The organism is Caballeronia choica (assembly GCF_001544535.1).
Classification (GTDB): domain Bacteria; phylum Pseudomonadota; class Gammaproteobacteria; order Burkholderiales; family Burkholderiaceae; genus Caballeronia; species Caballeronia choica.
The window spans coordinates 83,931-109,142 of record NZ_FCON02000009.1; the positions used below are offsets into that span (position 1 = coordinate 83,931).

At 63.8% G+C, this 25,212-nt stretch carries 21 protein-coding genes, 1 tRNA gene and 2 pseudogenes; 8 read left to right on the plus strand and 16 right to left on the minus strand.

The window, feature by feature from the left end; all coding sequences use genetic code 11:
• Positions 1-85 precede the first annotated feature (85 nt).
• The 6 genes from AWB68_RS06325 to AWB68_RS06350 all read right to left on the minus strand — a co-directional run bounded on the left by AWB68_RS06325 (position 86) and on the right by AWB68_RS06350 (position 4,653).
• A complete protein-coding gene (locus AWB68_RS06325; RefSeq protein ID WP_087643493.1) occupies positions 86-1,078 on the minus strand; it encodes an ABC transporter substrate-binding protein in 993 nt (330 codons plus the stop codon).
• Between the two features lie 203 nt (positions 1,079-1,281).
• Positions 1,282-1,680 carry a nuclear transport factor 2 family protein gene (locus AWB68_RS06330; RefSeq protein ID WP_087643494.1) on the minus strand — a complete coding sequence of 133 codons (399 nt, stop codon included), beginning with the start codon at positions 1,678-1,680 and terminating at the stop codon, positions 1,282-1,284.
• A 25-nt stretch (positions 1,681-1,705) separates the two neighbouring features.
• Complete coding sequence (locus tag AWB68_RS06335) at positions 1,706-2,584, minus strand: NAD(P)-dependent oxidoreductase (RefSeq protein ID WP_125482883.1); 879 nt, start codon at positions 2,582-2,584, stop codon at positions 1,706-1,708.
• Positions 2,585-2,589: 5 nt separating this feature from the next.
• Positions 2,590-2,925 (minus strand): YciI family protein, encoded by a 336-nt coding sequence (locus AWB68_RS06340; protein ID WP_087643496.1) that lies wholly within the window; start codon positions 2,923-2,925, stop codon positions 2,590-2,592.
• A gap of 4 nt (positions 2,926-2,929) precedes the next feature.
• Positions 2,930-3,796, minus strand: a complete 867-nt coding sequence (locus tag AWB68_RS06345; RefSeq protein ID WP_087643497.1) for an intradiol ring-cleavage dioxygenase — start codon at positions 3,794-3,796, stop codon at positions 2,930-2,932.
• A 68-nt stretch (positions 3,797-3,864) separates the two neighbouring features.
• Entirely contained in the window at positions 3,865-4,653 is a 789-nt protein-coding gene (locus tag AWB68_RS06350; protein ID WP_087643498.1) for a GMC oxidoreductase, read from the minus strand.
• 6 nt (positions 4,654-4,659) lie between these two features.
• Between AWB68_RS06350 and AWB68_RS06355 the strand changes: the two genes are divergently transcribed.
• Together AWB68_RS06355 and AWB68_RS06360 are read left to right on the plus strand one after the other, a co-directional pair.
• The gene (locus AWB68_RS06355; protein ID WP_235028236.1) at positions 4,660-5,490 is read left to right on the plus strand and encodes a GntR family transcriptional regulator; all 831 of its coding nucleotides are present in this window, start codon (positions 4,660-4,662) and stop codon (positions 5,488-5,490) included.
• Between the two features lie 523 nt (positions 5,491-6,013).
• Positions 6,014-6,307: a DUF4148 domain-containing protein gene (locus AWB68_RS06360; protein ID WP_087643499.1), complete on the plus strand. Its 294-nt coding sequence runs from the start codon at positions 6,014-6,016 to the stop codon at positions 6,305-6,307.
• 530 nt (positions 6,308-6,837) lie between these two features.
• Here the strand turns inward: AWB68_RS06360 and AWB68_RS06365 are convergent.
• The gene (locus AWB68_RS06365) at positions 6,838-8,091 is read right to left on the minus strand and encodes an MFS transporter (protein WP_087643500.1); all 1,254 of its coding nucleotides are present in this window, start codon (positions 8,089-8,091) and stop codon (positions 6,838-6,840) included.
• A 532-nt stretch (positions 8,092-8,623) separates the two neighbouring features.
• On the opposite strand from AWB68_RS06365, the gene AWB68_RS06370 reads away from it, so the two are divergent.
• Positions 8,624-10,069, plus strand: a complete 1,446-nt coding sequence (locus tag AWB68_RS06370) for a DEAD/DEAH box helicase (RefSeq protein WP_087643501.1) — start codon at positions 8,624-8,626, stop codon at positions 10,067-10,069.
• A 304-nt stretch (positions 10,070-10,373) separates the two neighbouring features.
• Here the strand turns inward: AWB68_RS06370 and AWB68_RS06375 are convergent, their stop codons facing one another.
• The gene (locus tag AWB68_RS06375; RefSeq protein ID WP_087643502.1) at positions 10,374-11,126 is read right to left on the minus strand and encodes a hypothetical protein; all 753 of its coding nucleotides are present in this window, start codon (positions 11,124-11,126) and stop codon (positions 10,374-10,376) included.
• Between the two features lie 79 nt (positions 11,127-11,205).
• Between AWB68_RS06375 and AWB68_RS06380 the strand changes: the two are divergent.
• Positions 11,206-11,328: pseudogene (locus tag AWB68_RS06380) on the plus strand (ATP-binding protein); the annotation flags it as partial.
• 78 nt (positions 11,329-11,406) lie between these two features.
• On the opposite strand, the gene AWB68_RS06385 reads toward AWB68_RS06380, so the two are convergent.
• Positions 11,407-11,661 (minus strand): site-specific integrase, encoded by a 255-nt coding sequence (locus tag AWB68_RS06385; protein ID WP_235028237.1) that lies wholly within the window; start codon positions 11,659-11,661, stop codon positions 11,407-11,409.
• A gap of 4 nt (positions 11,662-11,665) precedes the next feature.
• On the opposite strand from AWB68_RS06385, the pseudogene AWB68_RS06390 reads away from it, so the two are divergent.
• Together AWB68_RS06390 and AWB68_RS06395 are read left to right on the plus strand one after the other, a co-directional pair.
• Positions 11,666-11,791: pseudogene (locus tag AWB68_RS06390) on the plus strand (ATP-binding protein); the annotation flags it as partial.
• 137 nt (positions 11,792-11,928) lie between these two features.
• Positions 11,929-13,089: a PI-PLC domain-containing protein gene (locus tag AWB68_RS06395; RefSeq protein WP_087643503.1), complete on the plus strand. Its 1,161-nt coding sequence runs from the start codon at positions 11,929-11,931 to the stop codon at positions 13,087-13,089.
• Between the two features lie 305 nt (positions 13,090-13,394).
• Here AWB68_RS06395 and AWB68_RS48140 read toward each other — a convergent pair.
• The 4 genes from AWB68_RS48140 to fdhE all read right to left on the minus strand — a co-directional run bounded on the left by AWB68_RS48140 (position 13,395) and on the right by fdhE (position 17,902).
• Positions 13,395-13,487 (minus strand) — tRNA-Sec (locus tag AWB68_RS48140).
• Between the two features lie 49 nt (positions 13,488-13,536).
• On the minus strand, positions 13,537-15,447 hold the full coding sequence (selB, locus tag AWB68_RS06400) for a selenocysteine-specific translation elongation factor (protein ID WP_087643504.1): 1,911 nt from the start codon (positions 15,445-15,447) through the stop codon (positions 13,537-13,539).
• A complete protein-coding gene (selA, locus tag AWB68_RS06405; RefSeq protein WP_374729556.1) occupies positions 15,444-16,844 on the minus strand; it encodes an L-seryl-tRNA(Sec) selenium transferase in 1,401 nt (466 codons plus the stop codon). The genes selB and selA overlap by 4 nt, the downstream gene beginning before the upstream one ends.
• Positions 16,845-16,918: 74 nt before the next feature.
• Complete coding sequence (gene fdhE / locus AWB68_RS06410; protein ID WP_087643506.1) at positions 16,919-17,902, minus strand: formate dehydrogenase accessory protein FdhE; 984 nt, start codon at positions 17,900-17,902, stop codon at positions 16,919-16,921.
• Between the two features lie 179 nt (positions 17,903-18,081).
• Between fdhE and AWB68_RS06415 the strand changes: the two genes are divergently transcribed.
• Positions 18,082-18,651, plus strand: a complete 570-nt coding sequence (locus tag AWB68_RS06415; RefSeq protein ID WP_087643507.1) for a GNAT family N-acetyltransferase — start codon at positions 18,082-18,084, stop codon at positions 18,649-18,651.
• An 82-nt stretch (positions 18,652-18,733) separates the two neighbouring features.
• On the opposite strand, the gene AWB68_RS06420 is transcribed toward AWB68_RS06415, so the two are convergent.
• The 3 genes from AWB68_RS06420 to fdnG are packed head-to-tail and all read right to left on the minus strand — an operon-like array spanning position 18,734 to position 23,409.
• Positions 18,734-19,405, minus strand: coding sequence for a formate dehydrogenase subunit gamma (locus AWB68_RS06420; protein WP_087643508.1), 672 nt, complete (start codon positions 19,403-19,405; stop codon positions 18,734-18,736).
• Positions 19,392-20,330: a formate dehydrogenase subunit beta gene (gene fdxH, locus AWB68_RS06425; RefSeq protein WP_087643509.1), complete on the minus strand. Its 939-nt coding sequence runs from the start codon at positions 20,328-20,330 to the stop codon at positions 19,392-19,394. The genes AWB68_RS06420 and fdxH overlap by 14 nt, the downstream gene beginning before the upstream one ends.
• Before the next feature lie 10 nt (positions 20,331-20,340).
• Complete coding sequence (gene fdnG / locus AWB68_RS06430) at positions 20,341-23,409, minus strand: formate dehydrogenase-N subunit alpha (RefSeq protein WP_087643510.1); 3,069 nt, start codon at positions 23,407-23,409, stop codon at positions 20,341-20,343.
• A gap of 346 nt (positions 23,410-23,755) precedes the next feature.
• On the opposite strand from fdnG, the gene AWB68_RS06435 reads away from it, so the two are divergent.
• The gene (locus AWB68_RS06435; protein ID WP_087643511.1) at positions 23,756-25,057 is read left to right on the plus strand and encodes a YihY/virulence factor BrkB family protein; all 1,302 of its coding nucleotides are present in this window, start codon (positions 23,756-23,758) and stop codon (positions 25,055-25,057) included.
• Positions 25,058-25,212 lie beyond the last annotated feature (155 nt).

Sequence of the window (25,212 nt, forward strand, 5' to 3'; positions counted from 1 at the left end):
ATTGACGATCGGAACGGATGCACAAGGCGCGCGCAGCGACGCCGCGACCTGGGCGGCTATCCCGGCCTATCCCTGCGTCCTCTGTTCAAATTGCAAAGCTTTCGAGGGTTGACGGATGGAACAGCTCGCGCGGCTGAAGCCGGCGAGTTGACAGTCCCTCTGCAAAATGACGGGCGAGAAAGCGGTCGACAGGATGCTCGTTGTCCGCAAAGCCGTACGACCAGAAGTCCGTACCCATCAGTTTGCGAGCGGCACGCAACTGGTCCTCGACGAATGGCAGCGTGACCTTGGTGGCCGCCGTGTCGCTCAACCGCGTCAAAGCAAGTGCTTTAGACTTCTCGAATGCCTTCATCACTGCGCCTGGCAGCCAGGGATGGCGCTCTGCCAGCGTCTTCCTGACTCCAAGCGCGTGCATGATCGGAAACAGCTTCGTACGTGCATACCAGTCCGCTGCGGCTTTGTGCGGATCGTCGAACAGATACTTGACCTGGGGATGTCCACGGTCGAAGCATGAAGGAGCTCGCGGACCAATGACGGCATCGATGTCCCCGTCCGCCAGCAGATTCGAAATCGTTTTGCCCTCGGGCGCATTCTCCACCCTGACATCCGCGGGCAAATTCAACGTGATTTTCTCCACCCTGGTCGGGTCTTCGTAACCGCCGCGCACCCAGGTCACATCCGAAGGCTTGACACCGTACTCCTCCTCGAGAAGCAAACGTACCCATACGTTAGCCGTCAGCTGATATTCCGGCACACCGATGCGCTTGCCTTTCAGATCTTCCGGGCTGTTAATGCCTCTATCCGAGCGCACATAAATCGACGTGTGTCGAAAGGCTCGCGAGGGAAAGACCGGCACTGCGATGTAAGGGGAAGTTCCCGCAGCAGTCTTCACCGAGTAACTGCTGAGCGAGAGTTCGCAGATATCGAAGTCCGCGTGCCTGAAGGCGCGAAAAAAAATCTCTTCGGGATCCTGCAGCATGAAAACCGGGTCCACGCCGTCGATTTGAACCTCGCCGTCGACCAACGGCCTGATCCGGTCGTAGTTGCCTACGGCGACGGACAACTGAAGCTTGCTCATTGTTTCTCCTGTCGTTGCTGCAAATGCGGCCCCGATTCGCGATCGTCAGATATTAGATTTATATAGGATGATCTACCGCAAATCGATATCTGTCAAGATATTGTGGTGGGTCGCCGGCGACAGTGCGAACCCGGCCGCGCTCGATACGTCTGATCACGCGGACCGTGCCTTCATCGCGCTTCATTGGACGCTGAGCCCGCAAGTCAATGAGACTCCGGAATGGCCCCGGAATGCACCGCAAGCAGCGTCCAGCCGCTTTCCCCGCGCTGCCCCCGCTGCCAAATGGCAAGCGCACGAGTGCTGAACGCTTTGGCCGCCCCGCGCGTGTTCATGCGGATCGACAGCTTGCCGAACACGAGCGCCACGTCGCGGCTGATTTCGATGCGCACGTCGGTGCGATCGATTTGCTGGTAGTCCCACACGCCCGAGCGCAATCCGTCGATATAGCTCGACTTCGTATCGACGACGCCGCTCGAATGCATGTAGATCAGTTTGTCGTCGAGCAGTCGCTCGAGTGTGCCGATGTCCTTGCCGAGCATCGCGGCATAGCGGCTGTTTTCGAGTTGCGCGATCCGCTCGGCTGGTTGAATGTCCTCTTTCATGCTTCGAACTCCGAATGAATGGTAATCATGCGGCAAGCCCGGCGAGTCCCGCGATCACCTTCACGCACGCGAGGTAATCCTCATCGCCGAAACCCGACGCCTCGGTGGCGACCATCAGTTGCTCCACGACCGCGCCGGGCAGCATCGGCACGCTCAGTTCCCGCGCGCCTTGGGAAATCAACTGGAGGTCCTTGCGCATCTGCGCCACGGTGAACGTCGGCGTGAAGTCGCGGCGCTGGAGCGCGTCGGCTTTGTAACGCAGATGCGGCGAGCCGATCGCGCTCGCGGCAATCGCTTCGAGCGCCGTCCCGGCTTCGATGCCGCCTTTGGTGCAGAGCGTGTAGGCTTCGCAGAGACTCTCGACCAGCGTCGTGACCATCAGGTTGATCGCCAACTTCATCGTGCGCGCCTGCTCCGCATCGCCGACGACGACCAGATTCGACGCATAGGCGCCGACGATCGGCCGCGCTTGTTCGATCGCATCGTGCGCGCCGGAGAGGAACGTGGTCAGCGCTCCGTTGGCCGCCGCCGCCACCGATCCCGACACCGGGCCGCGCACGTAGCCGATCCCGCGCGCTTGCGCGGCCTTCGCAATCGATGCGGATGCGCTCGCTGAAATGGTGCTCGTTTCGATGAGCAGCGCGCCTGCCCGGACGTTGCTCAGCGCGCCATCGGCGCTCGCGAGGAGTTGCAGCGCCGCCGCGTCGTTCGGCAGCGACGTCACGATCACGTCGGCACGGCCCGCGCTCTGCGGTGTTATCGCCACCGCTTCCAGATCATTCGCGCGCGCGGCGTCGCACCGTTCGCGGCTCGTATCGGATACCTGCACGGCGTGCCCCGCCGCCGCGACGCGGGCGGCCATCGGCTCGCCCATCTTTCCGTAGCCAATCCACAGGATGTTCATGGTCGTCACTTTGATGTTGGTTTGTCAGCGTCGCGGCTCGCGTCGCTCGCCAGAAACGGATTGCCGCGGCGCCATAGCCACGGATGGATTTCGACTCGCGAAAACAGTCCCGCTTGCGCATAGGGATCGGCCTTCATGAATGCATCGACAAGCGACAGCGAGTCAGCTTCGAGCACGAGCAGCGAGCCGGCTTCGTTGCCGTCGGCATCGAGCCACGGTCCGGTTTGCAGCACGCGCACGCCGTTGGCTGCCGCGTCCAGATGCTCGGTGTGCCGGGCCTTGGTCCCCGCGCGAAGGGCACTGCTGCCGGGGTGATCGGTTGCGAACACGACGAAGTACATGGCGTCACTCGCTTTTGCTCAGGACGAAATCGTTCGCGAGTTCCCAGAAGGCCCCGCGCGTGCCCCACTTCGCAGCCGCCTCGGCCGACTCGTTCAGCGTGAACTGGCGGATCAGCGAGGACTTCACCGCGAACACGACATCCGAGTCGAGCCAGGTATCCTCGGCATCAAACAGGTGTGTGGTCAACTTCTGGTAACCGGGCGCGCAGACCACGGCGTGCAGGTGCGCTGGCCGGAACGGATGACGCGCCGTGGCGCGCAACAGGTCGCCGACCGGACCATCGGTCGGGATCGGATAGGACGTGGGCCTGATGGTCTTGAGCAGGTACTCGCCGTTCTGCCTCGCGCGATACCAGCCGCGCAGGTTGTGTTCGGGCTGCGCCTTGTCCTGAATGTCGTACATGCCGTTCGCATCGGTCTGCCAGATCTCGATGGTCGCGCCCGGCACCGGTTCGCCTTGCGGTCCGAGAACCCGGCCGTGAATCAGGAGGGGAACGTCGTCCCCGTCACGAAGCAGCACGGATTCGCCCCACTCCCGTGCGGGCGATTCAGGAACATAGAACGGACCGAGCACCGTCGATTCGGTCGCACCCTCCGGCACGCTCGCGCTCACCATGTTGACGAGCGCCGACACACCGAGGTTGTCGGACAGGAGGATCATCTCCTGGCGCTTGTTGTCGCTGATCTGGCCGGTGCGGGTCAGGAACTCGATGCCCGCGAGCCACTCCGCTTCGGTCAGCCGTACGTCGCGGACGAACGCATGCAAATGCCGGATCAGCGATCGCATGATCGTGCGCAGACGGGGATCAGGTGCGTCGGCGTAGCGTTGCAGCACCACGTCGGTCATTTCGGCTTCGGTCATGTTTCTCATTGCGTCTCCGTGTTCAGTCAAAGGGTTGGTGTGGGCTGCGTCTTGGGCGCGAGGCGAAGGCGTTCGCTTCATGATGCACTTGTCGCAAGGATCCGGTCGGCCGCGTGCTCGGCCACCATCAGCGTCGGAAGATTGGTGTTGGCGCTCGGGATGACCGGCATGATCGACGCATCGACGACATGCAGGTTGCCGACGCCATAGACCCGGTACGAAGCATCCACGACCGCCTTCGGATCGCTCTCGCGACCCATCGCGCAGGTTCCGACGGGATGGCCCATCGGAGCAATGGACGACAGCAGGTCGGCGTCCGACAGCACAATGTCGCCGCGACGGCCGGCCAAGGGCTTTGCGCCCGCGAAGGCCCGCTCTAGCGCGAACCGGCGAAGCGGCCCCGGCGCGTTGAGCTTCACCTTCGCGCCCGCTGCGAGCAATGAACCAGCAAGGCCCGGGCGGTTGAATTGATTGAGCGCCATCCCGGGCGGCAAGAGCAGCGCCTCGCTATAAGTCGCCGCCACACCGGGTTCCCGCAGGAACTGCTCCGCGAGCCGCGCGCCCATGACGACGCGCGGCGCATCGCGCGGGTCGTCGAGCATGCGGAAATCGACCCGGGGATTCACATACGAATTGGCACTCGCGAGCGTAACGGCGCCCGTCGAAAACGGCGAGTACAGCGCGGAGGCGACCATCGCGACGTCGGTGCCGAACGAGCGCGGGCTGACCCGTCCGAGCATGAAGAGAAGCAGGTCGCCGCTCGGGCATCCGGGCAGGCGCGACGACGCGCGCAGCCCCGCCACGGCGAATCGCCGCAGACGCGGCGCCACGCGCTTGCCGCGCGGCAGCGTGAGCGCGAAGAACATGTACGAATGGTTCTGAAGATTGCGCCCGACACCCCGCCGATCGTCGATCGGAAACTCATCGCCATGAACGCTTACCAAGACGACCCGAACGCTGCGGTGTTCGCTGCATCCTCGCCACGCCACCTCGACCTCGCCCGGGCGCTGGCGGAGGAGATTCGGAACGGCCGGCCTCCCGTGGGCGGGTTGCTGCCGACAGAGGCCGAGTTGTGCGCGGAGTGGAAACTAAGTCGCTATGCGGTGCGCCAGGCAATTCAGAAGCTTTGCAGCCTGGGTCTGGTGACTCGTCAGGCGGGCGTCGGCACGCGGGTCATGTCCGACCGCCCGCAAACGCGCTACACCCAGTCCATGGACGCCCTGGCGGACCTTGTCTATTACGCGAGGGGAACGACGCTGCAGGTGTCCATGCGCGAGCGGATGTCAGCCAGCGAGGCCGATGCGGACTTGCTGCGCTGCGCGCCCGGGGCGAAGTGGTTGCACATCGGCGGCGTGCGCTACAGCGGCAGCGCCGCGCCTGAACCGATCGCACTCGTCGATATCTATGTCGAGGCGACCTACGGGCAATTGAAAGGGCTCGCAAAGACGTTGGACGCGCCGGTGCACACGATGATCGAAGAGCAGTACGGCATCAAGGTGACGCGGGTTGAACAGGAGTTACAGGGGCTGCTCATCGAGGGGGCCGATGCCGAAGCGCTGCAAGTGCCCAGCGGATCGGCCGGCATGCGCATCGTCCGGACTTACTTCGTGCGTGACAACGTGATCGAAGTGACGACCGGCGTGCATCCCGCAAGCCGCTTCAGCTATTCGATGACTTATCACCTGACGCAGGCGCCCGGCTAGGCAAGGCCAATGCCCGCCGCATCGAGAGCGCCCCTGGACAAGTAATGATGCGAGCCCGCCGGCCCAGTCTTTTGCCTACCAACTCGCGGAGGAAATGACGGACAAGGGTTGGACGAGATGCGCGTTCTATGGCTATGACAAGGCCATGAAAATTTACCCCAAGGGCAGGCCCAAGATGGCGGCCGACGGACGACGTGCGAGCGAAGCGCGCTGTAAGATCACGCTGTAATCCGAGAACGGGCGACCAAAGGCTGGCAGGCGCGACCGAGTCGCTGGAGTTGCAGATCAAGCTGGACCATTGAGGTGTTGCCCGCGGAAAATCTTGCACGCATCGATCGGGCCCGGCTTGATCCGAGCCGGGAGACGGCGACAGTATTCCTGGCTAAGAATTGTGTTGGATCGGCATTGGATTCGCTCAACTCCGAACCTTGCTGCCTGTGGCACAACGGGCTTCCGCACGAGCCGCTATTCCGGCGCCGGTTCGTTCGTCATACTACTTTGCTTCATCAAAGGGAGACGTGACATGAAGAACTCGCCGAAGATCTGGCCGGTGGTTTCCGCACTGACGTTCTCGCTCGCGGGCTGTGCCGCAGGCGGCACGCCGGAAGGCGCCGCGCATCTGAGCACAACCCAATGCCGCGATCTCGCCGCTCTCAGGAACAACGCGCCCATCACGCCCGAGCGCAACCGGAGTGAACTTGCTGCGCTGAAAAAGGCGGGGTACGACCCATCAAGGTTCGACGACCCATACTATCCCGATGATCTGCAAACGGCGCAGCGTCAGGTCGATCGCTGGTATCAGGCGGATTGCCGGTAGGCGCCACCCATCGTCGCAGGGCCTTGGACGTTGATTCATTGTCGAATTAGAAATGGAACAAGAGGGTCACGGCACCATCGGCTTGATGAATGTGTCGGCATTGCAATCGTTCGACCCGCGCTGGAAGCAAGCCCGTCACGCAGAGAAGTGCCCTCGATAGCATCGGCACGACCGTCCGCCGGCAGCCCGCGATGGCATCGGCCGATCCACCTAGAGCGCCCCGATTATAGGGTTCGCAAGAAAGGCATTGTTAGTACGATCTTGCTCATGATCGTCTCCACGCGCGCAGCCGCCAGCGGCGCGCCAGTCGAGAGCTTCCTGACGAGCCAGCACTTCGCGGATGCCGGCATGATCAAGAAGATCCGCCCGGTACCGGCGACCGACGCCGAATTGCTACCCGCACTGCAGATGCTCGCGTACTACGAAGTCAACAAGGCCAAGGGGCCAGGGGAATGGAACATCGCGCTCGCGCCGTTGTCACCCGGTCAGACACAGCCGGACGTGAATCGCTCCAGGTTCGACCAGAATCTTCACGTGAGTGGTTGCGTGGCGCCAGGCGCACTCCGATCAGCATCCGCATCGACGCGGCACGCATGTCTGAGCGACGTCTTAAAGCACAGCCACAACGCAAGCGACCCTACCGATACCGCGCCCAGCACGAGAAACGCGGACGAATACCCAAACCGATGCGCAAGCACGCCGCCGAGCGCCGGACTCAGCGCGGCGCCCACGCCCTGCACCGTCATCACCACGCCCTGCGCGACGTTCACGCGGCCCGTCCCCTGCATCAGCCGCACGACCAGGGCCGGCACCGCGACGCTTTGCAATCCCGCGCCGATGCCGTCGAGCGCCTGCACCGGCCACACGCCCCACGGCGTCATCAGCGACGCCGCGATCACGCCGCGCAGCGGCAGCGCGAGAAACGTCGCGAGAATCACCCACCAGTAGCCGCGCCAGCGAATCAGCCGGCTCGCGACGAGCGCCGCCACGACCATCACCCCTTGCGCGATGACGATCGTCTCGGCCGTGAACGCGCTCGGATCGGCCTGATGCGAGGCGACGACGGCCATCCCGTAGAGCGGCAGCATCGCGGCATTGCCGAGGTGGAACAGCAAAAGCGAGGCAGCCAGCAGCAGAAGCGGCCGGCAGTGCAGCAGGATGCGCAGGCCCTTCGTGTCGGGGTCGTCGTGGGCATCAGATCGAGCGCCGGAATCGAGGCCCCGCGCACTGTCGTGATCGATAGCGTCGCGTCGGATCATCGATACCGCGATCACTGTCAGCACGCCGAACACCGCGCTCAACGCGAACACCGCGCCGAAGCCGAAGCGCCAGCCGAGCCAGCCCGAGAGCGCCGCGCCCGCCACATTGCCGGCGTGATTGGCGACCTGGTTGCGGCCGAACTGCCGGTCGAAGCCGCGCTGGCGCACGATGCCAAGCGTGATGCCCGCCATCGCCGGCCCGAGTGCGGCGCCCGTTACCGCCGTCGCCACTTGCGAGGCCGCCACCGTCCAGTACGCATGCGAGATCCAGAGCAGGCCCGAAGCCAGCGTCGTCATTACGCCTGCGATCACGATCACCGCGCGCTTGTGGCGGGTTGCATCGACGAGCGCGCCCGCCGGTGAACTCGCGAACACGCCCGCGATTCCGCCGATCGTCATGACCGTGCCGATCACGTCCGTGCCCCAGCCGCGCGCTTGCAGAAAGACGCCGAGAAACGGTCCGATGCCCGCCTGCACGTCGGCCATGAAGAAGTTGAGCAGTTCGAGTGCGCGGGCCGGTTTCATTCGACACGACCCTCAGTTGGGAACGCGGATGCATCGGGCGGCGTCATGTCCGCTCCTTCGCTAGACGGGTTCTTCAGCGTCGATCAGGACCGCGCACATGACGGCGACCAGCGCCCAGAACACGGCAAGCTGGCTTGCGAACGAAAGACGCCGGGGTGCGACTTGCATGGCGTTGGGCAGTGAGAGCGGACCCGTCATCTAGCAAGAAGCTTGCCGCGACGTAGCAGAAGTGCCGACATCCCTCACGAATTCGGGTGAGGAGTTTTCTGGAGTTTCGCCGACGTGAGCGAGTGAGAAAACGCTTGCGGTTCCACTCGCTCAATGCGTTCATCGATAATCAGATAACTGAACACCGTGATGAGCGCGTTTGCGCGAACGAAAACCAGCCTTCGCCTTTCCGTCTATCCACACTTCTCGGTGAGATCGAGCGGTTTCGTACGAACAGGCAACGTCGAACTTTTTGACCGCTGATCCGCGCGGTTCAATCAGCGCGGTAACCGCTAAAATTGCGGTTTTAGTCTGGAATACGTGCATGTCTTTTGCCTCGCTTGGCCTGATCGATCCGTTGCTGCTTAATTTGGAGGGCCTCAATTATCAGACACCTACGCCAGTGCAGGCCAAGGCGATTCCTGCTGTGCTCGGTGGCAAGGACGTCATGGCTGCGGCCCAGACCGGCACTGGCAAAACGGCGGGTTTTGCGCTGCCGCTGTTGCAACGGCTGGTGCAGCACGGCCCGGCGGTGTCCAGCAACCGCGCGCGTGTGCTGGTGCTGGTGCCCACGCGTGAACTGGCTGAACAAGTGCTGCAAAGCTTTGTCGATTACGGCAAAGGCCTCGACTTACGATTTCTGGCCGCCTACGGTGGTGTGAGTATCAACCCGCAGATGATGAAATTGCGCAAAGGCGTAGATGTGCTCGTTGCCACGCCGGGCCGTTTGCTGGATCTCCATCGCCAGAACGCGGTGCAGTTTGATCAAGTACAAACGCTGGTGCTGGATGAAGCCGACCGCATGCTGGATCTGGGCTTTGCGCGCGAACTCAACGCCGTCTTTGCTGCCTTGCCCGTTCAGCGCCAGACCCTGCTGTTCTCTGCCACGTTCACCGATGATATCCGCGCCATGGCGGCGAGCATTCTGCGCGGCCCGGTCAATATCAGCGTCAGCCCGCCCAATGCCGCGGCCAGCAAGATCAAGCAATGGGTTGTGCCGGTGGATAAAAGGAACAAGCCTGACCTCTTCATGCACCTTGTGGCTGCGAACAACTGGAAGCACGCGCTGGTCTTCGTCAAAACCCGCAAAGGCGCGGATTACCTGGCGGCCATGCTGGATGAAGCGGGCTATGCGGTCGACACCATCCACGGCGACAAACCGCAACCCGCGCGCCTGCGTGCGCTGGAGCGCTTCAAGACGGGCGAAGTACACATGCTGGTAGCCACCGATGTGGCTGCGCGCGGGCTGGATATCGACGACCTGCCGCTGGTGATCAACGTTGATCTGCCGATCGTGGCGCAAGACTATGTGCACCGTATTGGCCGTACCGCCCGCGCGGGCGCCAGCGGCGCGGCGGTGTCCCTCGTGTGTGCCGATGAAGCGCCGCAACTGGCTGCGATTGAAGCGCTGATCCAGCAAACGCTGGCCCGTGAAGAAGAGCCAGGTTTTGAAGCCGAACACCGCGTGCCGCAAACCAGCGCGACGGGCCAGATCATCAAGAAACCCAAGAAGCCTAAGAAGCCCAAGGTGCCGCAAGCTGCGCCGGGCACCATGCAGGTGCTCAGCAAACAAACGAGGCCGCAGATTGGCGAAAACGGAAGCAAGCCTCGGGCGCAGCGCGCTGAGGCCGCGGGTACAGGCACAAGCTTGTCCAGCGGCAATCCATTCAGCGTGCAAAAGCCGCGCAGCAAACCCGCCAGCAAGCCAGTTGCGGATTCACGCAGACCGGCTGGCAAGCCCGCTGGTGGCCGCAGAAAACGCCAACCCTGATCCGTGGGGATGAGCAACGCCGGGGATCGAGTGATCGACATCAACATCCGGGGCGTATTCGCTACGACCAAGGCTGCGCTCAAGCATCTGAGTGATGGGGAGTCGATCAGCTAACGGAGCCGGCTCTCCATTAACCACCCCGTACGGTCATCAGGCCGCGCCGGTGCGGTTCGCAGGCGTGGCCCGCGTCTGGCTCGCTTATCGCGAGACATGATTGCCACTGCGCTGGAATATCAATTTGGTGTGCCGCCTTGCGCGCCTACGTTCATCAAGCGAACCTCGATCTGCGGCGGGCGCCCGTCAATTATCGGCTTAGGGCGGCCTGGGCCCGTTGCAACCACTCGCTGTTATGCTCGCGGGCGTGGCGCGGCCAATGCCTGGCATCGTGCACAATCTCAGCGTAAAGTTCGCGGGCACGCTGGCGATCGGCCTCGTTGGGCTGCACCGCTAGCCAATCGGCGTACAGGCAACGGGGTGCAGCGTCGCTTGCGCTCGCGAGCGCAATCTCGAACGCGGCGCGTGTGCCTGGCGCGCCAATCGCGTCCAAGGCCCGTGCATACAGCAAGGCAGGCTCCGGCTGCCGGCGGGCGAGAGGATCGGCGGCGAACAGTTTTTCCAGCGCGTCCTGCGTGGCCGAAGCATTGCCGTTGGCAAACTGCGCACGCGCCAGCCCTTGGAGTAAGGCCGGATCGGATGAGAACGGCCCGCTGGCCGCCGCTTGGTAATGCTCCAGGGCCTCGGCGGCATTTCCTGCATCCAGCAGCGCTGCAGCCAACCGCATGCGATGCGCGACGGTCGGCGCGCGATCGAAATCCGTGCGCGCCTCCCGCACCGCTCGGTTGGGATCGACAAACCGCGAGATGGCCCTCGTTGCCGCCCTTGCCCCACGCGACTGGCGCAGGGAGGGCAAGTAAATGACAAAGAAGTAGACCGCACTACCAAGGCCAGGGAAAAGAAACAGGATCAGCATCCAGTACATGTTCTGCTGGGTGCGCACGGCATGCACCGCAAAGAACAAGGCGATGATGACGTAAAGGCTGATTCCGAAGATACGCATTTACGAGAAGGTCAGTTGCGGGGCGTTGCTGACGGTACGTCAGCGAAACGGCAGTGCGCTATTGTGACAGAAGCGCGCTACCGACATTTTGGTGCTCGACGATCTCGCGATGGCACCGATGTCCGATCCGGCGCGGCGTGATCTGCTCGAGGTGCTCGATGACCGGTACGGTTCGCACTCGACGATCGTCACGAGCCAGATTTTACGAGTTCGGGCTCGTAAAATCTGTAATGCGCTCATCAGCTTTATGCGGAGTCCGATGGTACGAACCCCGCTTTCATCAGGCTTTAGTGGCTTTCCGTCTCTGCATAATCGTTGCAGAGGCCAGCGCCGCAACCAGCTTGTCCGCGGCTTTGAAGCGGCCGGAACGCAGCTTTGGCGCCGCGACAGATTCGAGCGCTTCCAACTTCACGGAATGGTCGATGCGAGTATACATTTCCGTGGTCTGCATGCTCGCATGGCCGAGCCATAGAGAGACCTTCCGCAAGTCTTCTGTCGCCTGCAAGACCGTAAGTGCGCAGGTATGTCTCAGCACATGCGGAGACCCGACACGCGCCGACGCGATCCGGGATCGGCTCGTTCACAACGCCCATCGACTCACGCTCGCCGGCGAGTCGATGCGCAAACGCCGAAATGGTTTGACCAGCAAGGAAGTGTCGGAGTAAAAACGCTCAGACCCGCAGCGTTCGCTTACTCGTGGAATGCGCGTTCGGATAACCGTGGATTGCACGTTCGCTTACGCCTGGAATGAGCATTAGGTTTGCGTGGGATACGCACTCTCTCTATCGGAGGTACGACGGGCATGATCACTTACTACATGTTGGGCGGCGGCAAGCGGCTCTGCGACATCGTCTTTGCCGGCAGCCACGACGCGGGCATCACGGGCGGCGACGCCAACGTCCAGACCCAGGACCTCGAAATCTTCGAGCAGGCCAAGGCCGGCGTGCGCCTATTCGACCTGCGGATCGCGGCAACCAAGAGTTCGACTCTGTCCTCCTCGCCGGTGTTGCTGAAGGCCTTCCATGCCGACCCGAAGCTGATGCACCAGAAGGATAAGAAGGACAAGATCGTCTTCGACCTGGGCGGCAGGAAGGCTGACGTCACCACCACCAAGCTGCCGCTTGACGGCGCGTTCGGCATGCGGCTCGTGGACATGCTGAAACAGGCGAAGGAGTTCGTCAAATACAACGGCAGCGAATTCCTGCTCCTGAAGTTCGACAAATGCACGAACTGGACCATCATCGCGGAGATCTGCGCGCGGGAGCTTGGCAACGCTCTCTTCACAGGCACGGGCAGCCTCAACGAGAAGACGCTCGACCAGCTGAAGAAGCACGTCGTCGTGCTCTTCACCCCGAAGGGCATCGCCGAAGTCGCCGGCCAGGGCTACCTTTCGTCGACCGGGATCTGGGGTTGCAAGCGCCTCGCGGACGGCACCGGCTACGGCAGCGGCTACGACGGGCTGCAATATGTCGGCAAGGGCGGCACGAACGCCTTGAACGGCGACAGCGACATGGGCAAGATCGCGTCCAACATCGAGAAGCAAGGTGAGCTGATGCAGATCGGCGCCCTCAACTCCGACCCCAGGGTGATGGGGATGATGTACTGGACGACCACCGGCCTGAAGCGGAGCATCCGGGAGCGCAACTCGACCATGTGGGGGGCGGACAACCGTCCGACCGCGCTCACCGAGCTGTGGATGGCCGGCTTCGGCGAGGCGATCACATCGCGGCTGCCGACCTACGTCTCGTCGACCGACTACACGAACGGTGTCGCGCTGAAGGCCTTCATGCCCAACATCGTCATGATCGATTTCGCCGACATCGACAAGGGCAAGTTCATCTTCGAATTGAACATGAAGGCGAGCACGGAGCTCACTCAGACCGCACGCAAGATCGCGCAGGCGCGCAAGCTGGCGCAGGGCCAGGGCGGCGGCCGGCGCCAGCAGCGGGTGGGTCTGTTCTGAGTTCCACCGGCCCCGGATAGTGGAGACCGGCAACTTCGCGGTCAATTGCTTCCCCAGGACTGGCCGGCCGCAGCGGCGCGAGCTCCGGCAGCGTCCGCTTGGCTTTGCGATGCTTGCGCTCCAAGAGAGCGTGCCGTTCTGAGCAAGCTGCTCGAGGCCCAAGCGTCGTCGCCAGGCTCAAGATTCCTCCCAGGCGCCTCGCTTCAACACCGTGCGTCGATGGTCATCTGTGCATGGGGCTCACCCGAAGCTGCTGCGTCGCGGGCATTCGAGAAAGGACGAGAACGTCTGAGAGCCTTGAGCGGCGGAAGGCAGCAGGAGTCGAACCTACCAGGGAGCGGCTGACGCCCCCTACTGAGTTTGAAGCTCAGCCGCACCACCGGATACGGATGCCTTCCTGCGGAGAAACGTGTCGCGCTTCAAAGTCTGCGCTTCAAAGCCCGAAAGTCAGATCAACTCCTGCCAGCGACTATCGACGCGCAACACATGCATGTCGCGGTGGAAGCGAGTATATCCAACGCGGTCGAAGAACTCCAAAACCTGAATCGCGCGCTTGCGACCGAGCGCGCTCGCATCGCGAAATGGCGCCGCGCCGATCTCGCCGTCGTGCCCGCTCGCCTCCGACGCGATGAGCCGCGCAAGTTCGCGAATCGCGTCGCGATGATAGAAGAGATCGCGCACGACCTGGAACACCTCGCCCTGCCGCGCGAGCTTGCGCAGCAACTGCCGCACCCGTTCTTCCGCGACGCCATGCGTGCCCGCGAGATCGCGCACCCAGGGCGGATCGAAACGCCCTCGTTCGATAGACACGAGCAGCGCATCGGCGAATGCGCGTTCGTCGGCATCGAGCGTGACAGTGTGCGCCGCCAAATGCAACCACGGACCGCTGCGCACAATCGACCGCTCGTCGACCGCTGCGTCGACGAGCGCGCGCCACAGCGCATCGGAGACGAGCGGCGCCGCGATGCGTCGCAGGCGCGCCGTGTCCGGCCCCTGCTCGTCGGGCGAACGCGCATGGAACGCACTCAATGCGTCGATCAAACGCGCCTTCAACGCATCCCAGCGCGCGGCCGCGATGAACAGCGCATCATCGGGCAGCGGCACGACATGCGTGCCCTGCGGCAGTGCCAGCGCAGCCGCCGGCATGCCGCTCAGATGTTCGAGCAGCGAGCGCCGCATGCCACTCGGCGCGTGCGCGAGCAAGCCGTCGATACGGCCGGCCTCAAGCATCATATGCAGCGCATCGAGCCATGCGCGCCGCTCGGGCGTGCGCCGCTTTCTTGTGGGACCGAACGGATCGAGCACACGGCCGCCGCCCACCGTACGGCTCGCTTGCGCGTTGCGCACGATGAAGCGATCGCCGGGCAGCGCGCACACCGATTTGTCGAACACGAGTTGCACGCGCGCGGTAGCGCCTGCAGCGAGCGTGTCGCCATCGAGCAGCGCGACGTGCGCGACCTGATGCGTCGTGCCGAGATGCACATGCAGCGGCGCCCAGTGCGTAAGGCTGAAGTCCGCATCGGGCAGCAGCGTGAGTTCGGTTTCGATACGCTCCGACGTCGCGCCGAGCCGCGCATCGACGATCCAGTCGCCGCGCGCGATTGCATCCTTGTCGATGCCCGCGAGATTCAGCGCGCAACGCTCGCCCGCGCGGCCCGTCTGCGCCGCGCGATTCTGCGCGTGGATGCTGCGCACGCGCACGGGTTTGCCCGCGGGCGCGAGCAGCATCGTATCGCCGACGTTCACGCGTCCCGCGAACACCGTGCCCGTGACGATCGTGCCCTGCCCGCTCAAGGTGAACACGCGATCGACGGCGAGCCGGAAAAGGCCGTCGTCGCGGCGCATGCGCCAGCGCGCGGCTGCTTCGCGCAGATGCGCGTCGAGCGCGGCGACGCCGGCGTCGTCATCCCGCGTGGCGTTGGTGTCGAAGAGCGGCGCGTTCTTCAGTGTGCTCGTCGCGAGCCACGCCTTGATCTCTTCGCGTACTTCCTTCAAGCGCCCGGCGTCGACGCGATCGATCTTGGTCACCGCGATCGCGCCCTGCGTCACGCCGAGCAATTCGAGGATCGCGAGATGCTCGCGCGTTTGCGGCATCACGCCGTCGTCGGCGGCGATCACGAAAAGCGCGTAGTCGATGCCGCACGCGCCCGCCGCCATCGTATGCACGAGCTTTTCATGGCCGGGCACGTCGATCAGGCCGAGCACGTTGCCGTCGTCGAGCGGCACGTACGCATAGCCGAGTTCGATCGAAATGCCGCGTGCCTTCTCTTCCTTCAGCCGATCGGTATCGACGCCCGACAGCGCGCGCACGAGCGTCGTCTTGCCGTGGTCGATGTGCCCCGCCGTTCCTACGATCATTCGCGAGCACCCTTCGCTTGCAACTGAGCGATGAATGCCGCTTCGTCGGCGGGTTCGAGACACCGCATGTCGAGTCGCAAGGCGTCGTCGGCAACGCGGCCGATCACCGGGCGGGGCAGTTCACGCAGGATCTTTTCGAGGCGGTTGATCTGGCGTCCCGCACGCTTGCCGCTTGCAAGCCGGATCGCGAGGCCGTAGCTCGGCAGCACGTCGACGGGCAGCGCGCCGCTGCCGATCTGGCTGAACATCGGTTCGACCGTGATCGAGAATTCTTCGCCGATCGCGTGCAGCAACGCGGGCGCGACGCGCTCGGCGGTGTTGCGCATGTCGTCGGCGGGACGCGTGAGCAGGCGCAGGGTAGTCAACCGCTCGCGCAGGAACTCGGGCGCGCGATAAAGACGCAGCACCGGTTCGAGCGCGGCAAGCGTCAACTTGCCGACCCGCAGCGCGCGCTTCAACGGATGCTTCTTGATCTTCGCGATCAGGTCCGCGCGCCCGACGATCAGGCCCGCCTGCGGGCCGCCGAGCAGCTTGTCGCCGCTGAACGTGACGAGGTCCGCGCCGCCTTCGATCGTTTCGCGCACGGTGGTCTCGCGTGGCAGGCCCCACTGCGCCAGGTCGACGAGCGTGCCGCTGCCGAGATCGACCGCGACCGGCACCCGGCGCGCCTTCGCGAGCGTCGCGAGTTCGTTGAGCGCCACTTCCTTCGTGAAGCCGCTGATCGCGTAGTTGCTGCAATGGACCTTCATCAGCAGCGCCGTTCGCTCGCCGATGGCTTCGTCGTAATCCTTCAGATGCGTGCGGTTCGTCGTGCCGACTTCGCGCAGCCGGGCGCCCGCGCGGCTCATGATGTCGGGGATGCGAAACGCGCCGCCGATCTCGACGAGTTCGCCGCGCGACACGATCACTTCCTTCTTCGAAGCCAGCGCCGACAGCACGAGCAGCACTGCGGCCGCGTTGTTGTTGACGACCGTGGCGGCTTCGGCGCCGGTGAGTTCGCAGATGAGGTCGTCGATCAGGTCGTCGCGGTCGCCGCGGCTGCCGCTCGCGAGATCGAATTCGAGATTCGCCGGGCGCGTCAGCACCTCGACGACCGACTGCACGGCCTCGTCCGGCAGCAGCGCCCGGCCGAGATTCGTATGGAGAACGGTGCCCGTCAGATTGAAGACGCTGCGAATCCTGCTGCGTTCGCGCTCCACAAGCGCCGCGCCCACCGATTGCACGAGCCGGGCTTCGTCGAGTGCTTCGACCAGGGCGCGGCCCGCCTGCGCATCGCGGCGCCAGTCGTCGAGCATGCGGCGCAGTGCGGCGAGCGCCTGCGTGCGCCCGTATTGCGCCACCAGCGGTGCCATTCCCGCCGACGTCATCACCCGCTCGACCGATGGCACCCGCGCCATCAGCGACTTCAATTCGATACTGGTTACTTCGCTCACTCGACGTACCCCGTTTTGTGCACACCCGGTGCGAACGCTTATTCCAGGTCCTGATTTTCGCCGGCTTGTTCCGGCCAGAGCCACGGATGCGGCGACGCCCGCCGATAACCCTCCTCGCCCATCAGCAGATCGAGCGTAAGGCTTGCGAGATCATCGGCGAACGGCTCGAAATCGTAGGCCTTGTTCTGGTATCCGATCTTGCGGTACGTGCCGCACTCGTCACACGATTCGGCCTTTAGCCAGGCATCCCTGGCCTGCTGGTCCTTCGTTTGCTGGTCGGCGTCGGCGGCGCCGAGCGCGTGATACGCGATGCCCTTGGTCGAATCGCAATTCGAGCACTTCGAGCGGACCATGTGCCATTCGGTGGCGCACAGGCCGCATTGCAGGAATCGATAACCCTCGTACGCGCCGCCGATCCGCACGACGCTCGCGACCGGATGCGAGCCGCAGACGGGGCACAGGCCGGGTGTGTCGAGATACGGCACCTGCGACTTGTCGATGCGGCTCGCGAGGTCGGTCCATACGACTTGCAGCGCGGCGGCGATGAACGGCGCGCCCGCCGGATCGACCTCGGCGAAACGCTCGGCGAAGATGGCGTCGGCCTGGGCGTCGAGCGTTTGCGCATCGAGCGCGCGCAGGTTCGCGATCAGTTGCGCGAGCGGCGGGGTGAGCGGGCCGGCCGCCTCGATCGTGTCGAGCAGTTTCAGCAGCACGTCGCGCCAGGCCGGGTCGCGCACGCCGGAAAGCGCGGGGATCAGCGGCATCGAATGCTGCTGGGCGCTCGCGATCAGTTCGGCGCTCGGTGGAGTTGCTTCGAAGCCGGTGAGCACGCGTTGTTGCGCGTCGGCGAGCGCGGCCATCAGGCGCAGATAGCCCGCGATCGGATTGGCGGCGTCGGCGAGCGCACGCAGGCGCGCGGCGCGGGCCGGGAAAACCGCCGCGCGTTCCGGCGTGCGAATGCGCGGAATCGCCGAAGGGTCGAGCGATGAAATCTGCTCGGGTTCGAGAACGCGTTGGACCACGGATGACCTCGGCAGACGAAATCGGCTACGCGGGCATGGAACGGTCGACGCCCGTTGCCTTAAATAACTGTGCAGAAAGAATACCAGCTTACGCCCGGCCGGCGAGCCGGGTCTACAGGGCGTGCCATCGCCGGATGCATTGCGCGACAAGTCGATTACCATGACCAATCCTGAAAGCGATGATCACGCTCCACAAGCCTGCCAGACACCACGAGGACAGCTTGATAGACCCTCCCACGCAATGCCACGTGCGGACCGCCTGCATCGACGACGTGCCGGATGTCGCCAGCATCCACGTCCGGTCATGGCGTGCCGCCTACGTCTCGATCTTGCCAGCCGAATATCTGAACGGACTTAGTGTCGCGAGGCGAACTGAAGTCTGGACGCGAGTCGTCAAGCAGGGTAAGCCTAACCTGATCCTGGCCGTCAAAGGGTCCTCCGCGCTGGGCTTCGCCGCATGGGGTGCTTCACGCGACGCCGACGCAACTCAGTCAGTTGCTGAAGTCGAGGCATGCTACGTCGACCCTGACCACTGGCGAACGGGCGCCGGACGCGCACTGTTTCAAGTACTGAAGCGGGCAGCGGAAGAACAGCGCTTTCAGCGTGTCACCGTGTGGGTATTGGAAGAGAACTACCCTGCACGGCGCTTCTACGAAGCACATGGCTTCCGGCATGAAGACAGAAAAAGGCAACTGACTATCGGCGGGCAAAGCGTCGAAGAGCATCGGTACGTATGCGATATCGGTTAGGTAGTCAGTTAGTTCGATCAACCGGGCACACGTAAAAACGCCGCCCGATTTGAGGCGGCGCTTTTACGGCGCCCCGAGAACCCTACTTCCCGATCACCTCCCTGAACCACCGCGGATGGTGCTTGCGCGCCCACCCATACGTAACCGTCCCGCGCGTCATCGCCCCGATCGACCCCTTGACCCAAAGCGCAGCATAGATGTGCACGATGATCCCCACGATCAGCACGAAAGCCGCTGCCGCATGCACCACCGACGCGAGCCGAATGACGCCAATCGGAAAATAGAACGAGAAGTAGCGCCGCCAGATCACGATCCCACTCGCCAGCAGCAGGAACAGACACACGACCATCGTGAAGAACAGCAGCTTCTGTCCCGCGTTATAGCGGCCGATTTCCGGCAGCCGGTCCTCGCGATTGTTGAGCACGTCGTCCATCTGCTTCATCCACTGCACGTCGTTCCTGTCGAGATAGTTGTGATGCCAGAACCGCAGCATCAGGATCAGGAACGACAGGAACATCGCCACACCGATGAATGGATGCAGTATCCGCGTCCACTGTCCGCCGCCGAGCACGAAATAAAGCCACGACATCGCCGGATGAAACATCGCGAGCCCCGACGACGCGAGCAGCACGAACGTGATCGACGTGATCCAGTGGTTGCTGCGCTCGTTCGGCGTGTAGCGGACGATCAGACGATTGCCCTCGACGTCTCTCAGCTCAGGGTCGCCATCGTGCTTCAGGTCATCGTGCTTCATCTGGACGCTCCTCTTTGCGCGCGCGGCGTGCTTCGTCGGCTTCCTGCTGCGCTTCCCGTTCCTCTTCCGCCGTCACCTCGTTCGGACCGATCCGCGTGTAGTGGAAGAACCCCGCCACCGCCGCCACCGCCATTCCGGCGAGCGCAAGCGGCTTCGCGATTCCCTTCCACAGCGAGACCAACGGACTGATGTGCGGATTCTCGGGCAAGCCGTGATACAGCGTCGGCTTGTCCGCGTGGTGCAGCACATACATCACATGCGTGCCGCCGACGCCCGCAGGGTCGTACAGCCCGGCGTTCTGGAAGCCGCGTTCCTTCAGGTCCTCGATACGGTCCGATGCCTGCTGCTTCATGTCCTCCTTGGTGCCGAACATGATCGCGCCGGTCGGGCAGGTCTTCACGCAGGCCGGTTCCTGCCCGACCGCGACGCGATCGGAGCAGAGCGTGCACTTGTACGCGCGATGATCCTGCTTCGAGATGCGCGGCACGTTGAACGGGCAGCCCGTCACGCAGTAGCCGCAGCCGATGCAGTTCTCTTCATGAAAATCGACGATGCCATTCGTGTACTGAACGATCGCCCCCGGCGACGGACACGCCTTCAGACACCCCGGGTCCTCGCAATGCATGCAGCCGTCCTTGCGGATCAGCCATTCGAGATCGCCCGCCTCGTTCTCGTATTCGGAGAACCGCATGACGGTCCACGAATGCTCGGTCAGGTCGCGCGGGTTGTCGTACACGCCGATCGAATCGCCCACTTCATCGCGCAGGTCGTTCCACTCCATGCAGGCCGTCTGGCAAGCCTTGCAGCCGATGCACTTCGACACGTCGATCAGTTTCGCGACGGTCCCCGTCACAGGCACGCGAATCTGCGGCGAGGGCGTCGTGGTGGCGGAGACGCGTTTGATATCCAGTGATTGCAGCGCCATCTCTGCTCCCCTATGCCTTCTCGACCTTGACTAGGAACGACTTGAATTCGGGCGTCTGCGAATTCCCGTCGCCCACGGAAGGCGTCAGCGTATTGACGAGATAGCCCGGCTTCGTGAGTCCCTTGAAGCCCCAGTGCAATGGAAGGCCGACCGTCTGCACTTTCCTTCCCTCGATCATCAGCGGCTTGATTCGCTTGGTAACGACCGCGACCGCCACGATATGCCCGCGATTGCTCGACACCCTCACGCGGTCCCCCGCGACCACGCCCACTTCCTTCGCCAGGTCTTCGCCGATCTCGACGAACTGCTGCGGCTGCACGATCGCATTGAGCCGCGCGTGCTTGGTCCAGTAGTGGAAATGCTCGGTCAGGCGATATGTGGTCGCCGTATGCGGGAAGTCCTTCGCCGTGCCGAACGCGGCGCGATCGTCCGGGAACACGCGCGCTGCCGGATTGCTGACGGCCTGCTTGTTGTCCGGATAGAGCGGGTTGTAGCCGAGCGGATTCTCGAACGGTTCGTAGTGCGCGGGGAACGGACCTTCGTTCATGCCGTCGCGGGCGAAGAAGCGCGCCACGCCTTCGGGGTTCATGATGAACGGGTTCATGCCGTTTTCAGGCGGCTCGTCCGCCTTGAAGTCGGGAATGTCGGAGCCGGTCCAAGCCTTGCCGTTCCACGCGATCAGCTTGCGGGTCGGGTCGAACGGCTTGCCGCTCACGTCGCACGAGGCGCGGTTGTAGAGAATGCGCCGGTTCGCCGGCCACGCCCACGCCCAGCCGAGCGTCTGGCCGATGCCCGTCGGATCGGAGTTGTCGCGCCGGCCCATCTGGTTGCCCGCCTGCGTCCACGCTCCGCAGAAGATCCAGCAGCCCGACGACGTCGAGCCGTCGTCGCGCAGTTGGGCGAAGCTCGCCAGTTGCTCGCCCTTCTTCGCGATGACCTTGGTCTTGTCGGCGGCGTCGGTCACGTCGGCGAGCGCGCGGCCGTTGAACTCCATCGCGATTTCCTCGGGCGTCGGGCTTTCCGGGTCCGCGTACGGCCAGCTCATCTTGAGGATCGGATCGGGATACTTGCCGCCCTTGTCCTTATACGCCTGACGAATGCGCAGCCACAGCCCCGACATGATCTCGAGATCGCTCCTCGCCTCATACGGCGCCTGTGTGCCCTGCCAGTGCCATTGCAGCACGCGGCTGGAACTCACGAGCGAGCCGCGCTCTTCAGCGAAGCAGGTGGTCGGCAGGCGAAACACTTCAGTTTGGATCTTCGACGAATCCACGTCGTTGAACTCGCCGAAGTTCTTCCAGAACTCGGAGGTCTCGGTGGCGAGCGGGTCCATGATGACGAGCCACTTCAGCTTCGACAGCCCAAGGCCGATCTTCGCCTTGTTCGGCGCCGCCGCGAGCGGGTTGAAACCCTGCGCGATGTAGCCGTTCATCTTGCCCTGCGCCATCAGCTCGAAGACTTGCAGCATGTCGTAGGACTTGTCGAGCTTGGGCAGATAGTCGAAGCCGAAGTTGTTCTCGGCGGTGGCGTTGTCGCCCCACCACGACTTCATGAAGCTCACATGGAACGCGCGATAGTTCTTCCAGTAGCTCAACTGGTTCGGCCGCAGCGGCTGGGTGGCGCGCTTCGTGATGAAGGCCTCGTAGTCCTGCTCGGCTTCCATCGGCAGCGTCATGTAGCCGGGCAGCAGGTTCGACATCAGGCCGAGGTCGGTCAGGCCCTGGATGTTCGAGTGCCCGCGCAGCGCGTTCATGCCGCCGCCCGCGATGCCGATGTTGCCCAGCAGCAACTGCACCATCGCGCCGGTGCGGATCATCTGCGCGCCGACCGAGTGATGCGTCCAGCCGAGCGCATACAGGATCGTGCCCGCGCGCCCAGGCACCGCCGTCGAGGCGAGCGTCTCGCAGACCTTCAGGAATTTGGCCTTGGGCGAGCCGCACGTCCTCTCGACCTGCTCGGGCGTGTAGCGCGAGAAGTGCTGCTTCATCAGGTTATAGACGCAACGCGGATGCTGCAGCGTGGGATCGACCTTGGCGAAGCCGTCGTCGCCGCGCTCGTAGTCCCAGCTCGTCTTGTCGTAGTTGCGCTTGTCCGCGTTATAGCCGGAGAAGAGGCCGTCATTGAATACGAAGTCCTCGCGCACGATGAACGGGAAGTCCGTGTAGTTCTTCACGTACTCGTGCTGGATCTTGTCGTTCGTGAGCAGATAGTTGATCACGCCGCCAAGGAACACGATGTCCGTGCCGGTGCGGATCGGCGCGTAGAAATCCGCCACCGATGCCGTGCGCGTGAAACGCGGGTCGACCACCATCAGCCGCGCCTTGCGGTGCGCCTTGGCCTCGGTCACCCACTTGAAGCCGCACGGATGCGCTTCTGCGGCATTGCCGCCCATCACCAGAATGACGTCCGCGTTCTTGATGTCGACCCAATGGTTCGTCATCGCTCCACGGCCAAACGTCGGGGCAAGACCTGCCACCGTCGGGCCATGTCAGACACGCGCCTGGTTGTCGAACGCGAGCATGCCGAGGCTGCGCACCGTCTTGTGCGTGAGGTAACCGACTTCGTTGCTGGCGGCTGATGCGGCCAGCATGCCGGTGGTCAGCCAGCGGTTGACCTTCTTGCCGTCTTCGGTCGTCTCGACGAAATTCGCGTCGCGGTCTTCCTTCATCAGCACGGCGATGCGATCGAGCGCGTCGTCCCACGAGATGCGCTTCCACTCGCTCGATCCCGCCGCGCGGTACTCGGGATACTTCAGGCGGCTCGGGCTGTGAATGAAGTCGATCAGCGACGCGCCCTTCGGACACAGCGTGCCGCGATTGACCGGATGATCGGGGTCGCCTTCGATATGGATGATGCTCGACTTCGCGTTCTTCGCGTTGTCACCGAGGCCGTACATCAGGATGCCGCAACCGACGGAGCAGTACGGACAGGTGTTGCGCGTTTCGGTGGTGCGCGACAGTTTGTACTGGCGGACCTCGGCGAGCGCGGGCGCCGGCGAGAAGCCCATCAGGGCTAGACTCGATCCGGCGAGCGTACTCGCGGAGACCTTCAGGAACTGGCGCCGGGACATGTGCAACATGGCCGCCTCGGTCGTTATGTGGGGGGTGAATGAATTATAGGGGCATCATTCGGGCTTCGTCGGGGCATGCATTAGAGTATTTCCCCGCATGTGACGAGACTCGAAGCGTGAGCCGGAGAGTGTGCGGGCGGACGCGTGCGTCGCGCGGTAAATCGGCCTGGGCAAATTGTTCCGCGCGGTACAAAGTTCGCTTGCGCGTTCTTCGGGTGTCCGTTAAATGTCCTATGTGTGCGGGGCAGCCGCATCGTCAGCGAGCGCACAGACGTTCGTTCTGGAACGGATCGTGCTCGAAGGACCACACTTAGTTCAGACGAACATCAAATCCACCAAGAAACAGAGGTCCGTGATGAGCACCCTGTCCACGCAAAAAATCGAGGCCGCCGTGAAGAAGGACGCCTCCTGGGTCGTCGGCGCGCTCAAGCAGTTCGGCGAGGACCGCTGCGCCGCGATGGCCGCGAGCATCGCGTTCTACTCCGCCTTCTCGCTTGCGCCGACGCTCGTGATGGTGATCGCCGTCGCCGGCTGGGTGTTCGGCGCCGAAGCCGCGCGCGGGCAACTCTTCCATCAGGTCAATGGCCTGATCGGCGACCAGGCGGCGGCGGGCGTGCAAAGCATCGTCGAGAATGCGCATCGCAGCGGCGGGACCGGGATTGCCGCGATCATCTCGTTCGTGCTGCTCGCGGCCGGCGCATCGGCGACGTTTTCGTCGCTCAATACCGCGCTCAATCTTGTCTGGCCCGTGACCGGTGACCAAAAGTCGAGCGTATTCGCGCTGGTCCGCGTGCGGCTGATCTCGTTCGGTCTCGTGCTTGGCGTCGCGTTCCTGCTGATCGTGTCGCTCGTGCTCGATACCGCGATCCAGGCCGTCGGCATGTGGTTGTGGGGGAATTCGCCGTTCGTGATCATCGGCGACATCGTGCAGCTCGTGGCCGGGCTCGCGATTCTCTCGGTCGCGTTCGGCGCGCTGCTCAAACTCCTGCCCGACGCGAAGGTGGAATGGCGCGACGCGCTCGTCGGCGGCGTCATGTCGGCCGTGCTGTTCTCGGCGGGCAAGAAGCTGTTCGCGTTTTATCTGACCCATGCCGGCACGGCCAGCGCGTTCGGCGCGGCCGGCTCGCTCGCGGTCCTGCTGATGTGGCTTTACTTCTCGGCGGCGGTTTTGCTGCTGGGCGCCGAATTTTCCGCGGCCCGCGCGCGCATGCACGATCCGCGCGGCGCATGGGGCATGCAGAACGGCCGCGTGCCGCCCGGCAGCCGTGCGAAAATCGGCTCGCTGCTGGCGGGCTCGACCCGTGAGGCCGCCGCCACGGCAACCGGCGACGCACCCGCCGTTCCCGTCAATGCGCGTCGCTCGATCGGCGCGCGCAGCGGCCGCACGCAGCAACTGACACAAGAGGCCCGCAAGAAGGTATCGGCATTGAGCCGGGCGCTCGCGCTCTCGCGCACGGTCGTGCGCGCCGAGACCACGGCCACCCGCGCCGCCGCCGACGCGCTGATCGGTGCCGGCCGCAAGGCAACCCAGGCCAACGAACTGGTGCGGCGTCATCCGTGGCGCGCGGTCCTCCTCGCGGCGAGCGCGGGCGTGGCGGTCGCGCTGCTTTCCAGCCGTGAATCGCCCCGTCCCGCCGATAGCGATCGCAACGTCTGATCACGCTCTTTCCGGGCGGCATTCGCGTGGAATGCATTTGTTACCAAAGGTAACGACAATCCGCCTAATCAATATATAAGCCGAGTTGCGGGCGGCACCATTCCGCTGCCCCAACGGAACTTTTCACGAGCGGTTTTGTCATCTCGAATTCATCT

Bases quoted from the DNA above. Each gene is read 5' to 3' on its own strand.
- AWB68_RS06345 (WP_087643497.1), bottom strand. From the start codon at position 3,796: ATGAGAAACATGACCGAAGCCGAAATGACCGACGTGGTGCTGCAACGC.
- AWB68_RS06330 (WP_087643494.1), bottom strand. From the start codon at position 1,680: ATGAAAGAGGACATTCAACCAGCCGAGCGGATCGCGCAACTCGAAAAC.
- AWB68_RS06355 (WP_235028236.1), top strand. From the start codon at position 4,660: ATGGTTCTGAAGATTGCGCCCGACACCCCGCCGATCGTCGATCGGAAA.
- AWB68_RS06375 (WP_087643502.1), bottom strand. From the start codon at position 11,126: ATGCGTATCTTCGGAATCAGCCTTTACGTCATCATCGCCTTGTTCTTT.
- AWB68_RS06335 (WP_125482883.1), bottom strand. From the start codon at position 2,584: ATGAACATCCTGTGGATTGGCTACGGAAAGATGGGCGAGCCGATGGCC.
- AWB68_RS06365 (WP_087643500.1), bottom strand. From the start codon at position 8,091: ATGAAACCGGCCCGCGCACTCGAACTGCTCAACTTCTTCATGGCCGAC.
- selB (WP_087643504.1), bottom strand. From the start codon at position 15,447: ATGATCGTAGGAACGGCGGGGCACATCGACCACGGCAAGACGACGCTC.
- fdxH (WP_087643509.1), bottom strand. From the start codon at position 20,330: ATGGCGCTGCAATCACTGGATATCAAACGCGTCTCCGCCACCACGACG.
- AWB68_RS06435 (WP_087643511.1), top strand. From the start codon at position 23,756: ATGAGCACCCTGTCCACGCAAAAAATCGAGGCCGCCGTGAAGAAGGAC.
- AWB68_RS06420 (WP_087643508.1), bottom strand. From the start codon at position 19,405: ATGAAGCACGATGACCTGAAGCACGATGGCGACCCTGAGCTGAGAGAC.
- AWB68_RS06415 (WP_087643507.1), top strand. From the start codon at position 18,082: ATGATCACGCTCCACAAGCCTGCCAGACACCACGAGGACAGCTTGATA.
- AWB68_RS06395 (WP_087643503.1), top strand. From the start codon at position 11,929: ATGATCACTTACTACATGTTGGGCGGCGGCAAGCGGCTCTGCGACATC.
- AWB68_RS06370 (WP_087643501.1), top strand. From the start codon at position 8,624: ATGTCTTTTGCCTCGCTTGGCCTGATCGATCCGTTGCTGCTTAATTTG.
- AWB68_RS06340 (WP_087643496.1), bottom strand. From the start codon at position 2,925: ATGTACTTCGTCGTGTTCGCAACCGATCACCCCGGCAGCAGTGCCCTT.
- AWB68_RS06350 (WP_087643498.1), bottom strand. From the start codon at position 4,653: ATGTTCTTCGCGCTCACGCTGCCGCGCGGCAAGCGCGTGGCGCCGCGT.
- AWB68_RS06360 (WP_087643499.1), top strand. From the start codon at position 6,014: ATGAAGAACTCGCCGAAGATCTGGCCGGTGGTTTCCGCACTGACGTTC.
- selA (WP_374729556.1), bottom strand. From the start codon at position 16,844: ATGGCGCGGGTGCCATCGGTCGAGCGGGTGATGACGTCGGCGGGAATG.
- AWB68_RS06325 (WP_087643493.1), bottom strand. From the start codon at position 1,078: ATGAGCAAGCTTCAGTTGTCCGTCGCCGTAGGCAACTACGACCGGATC.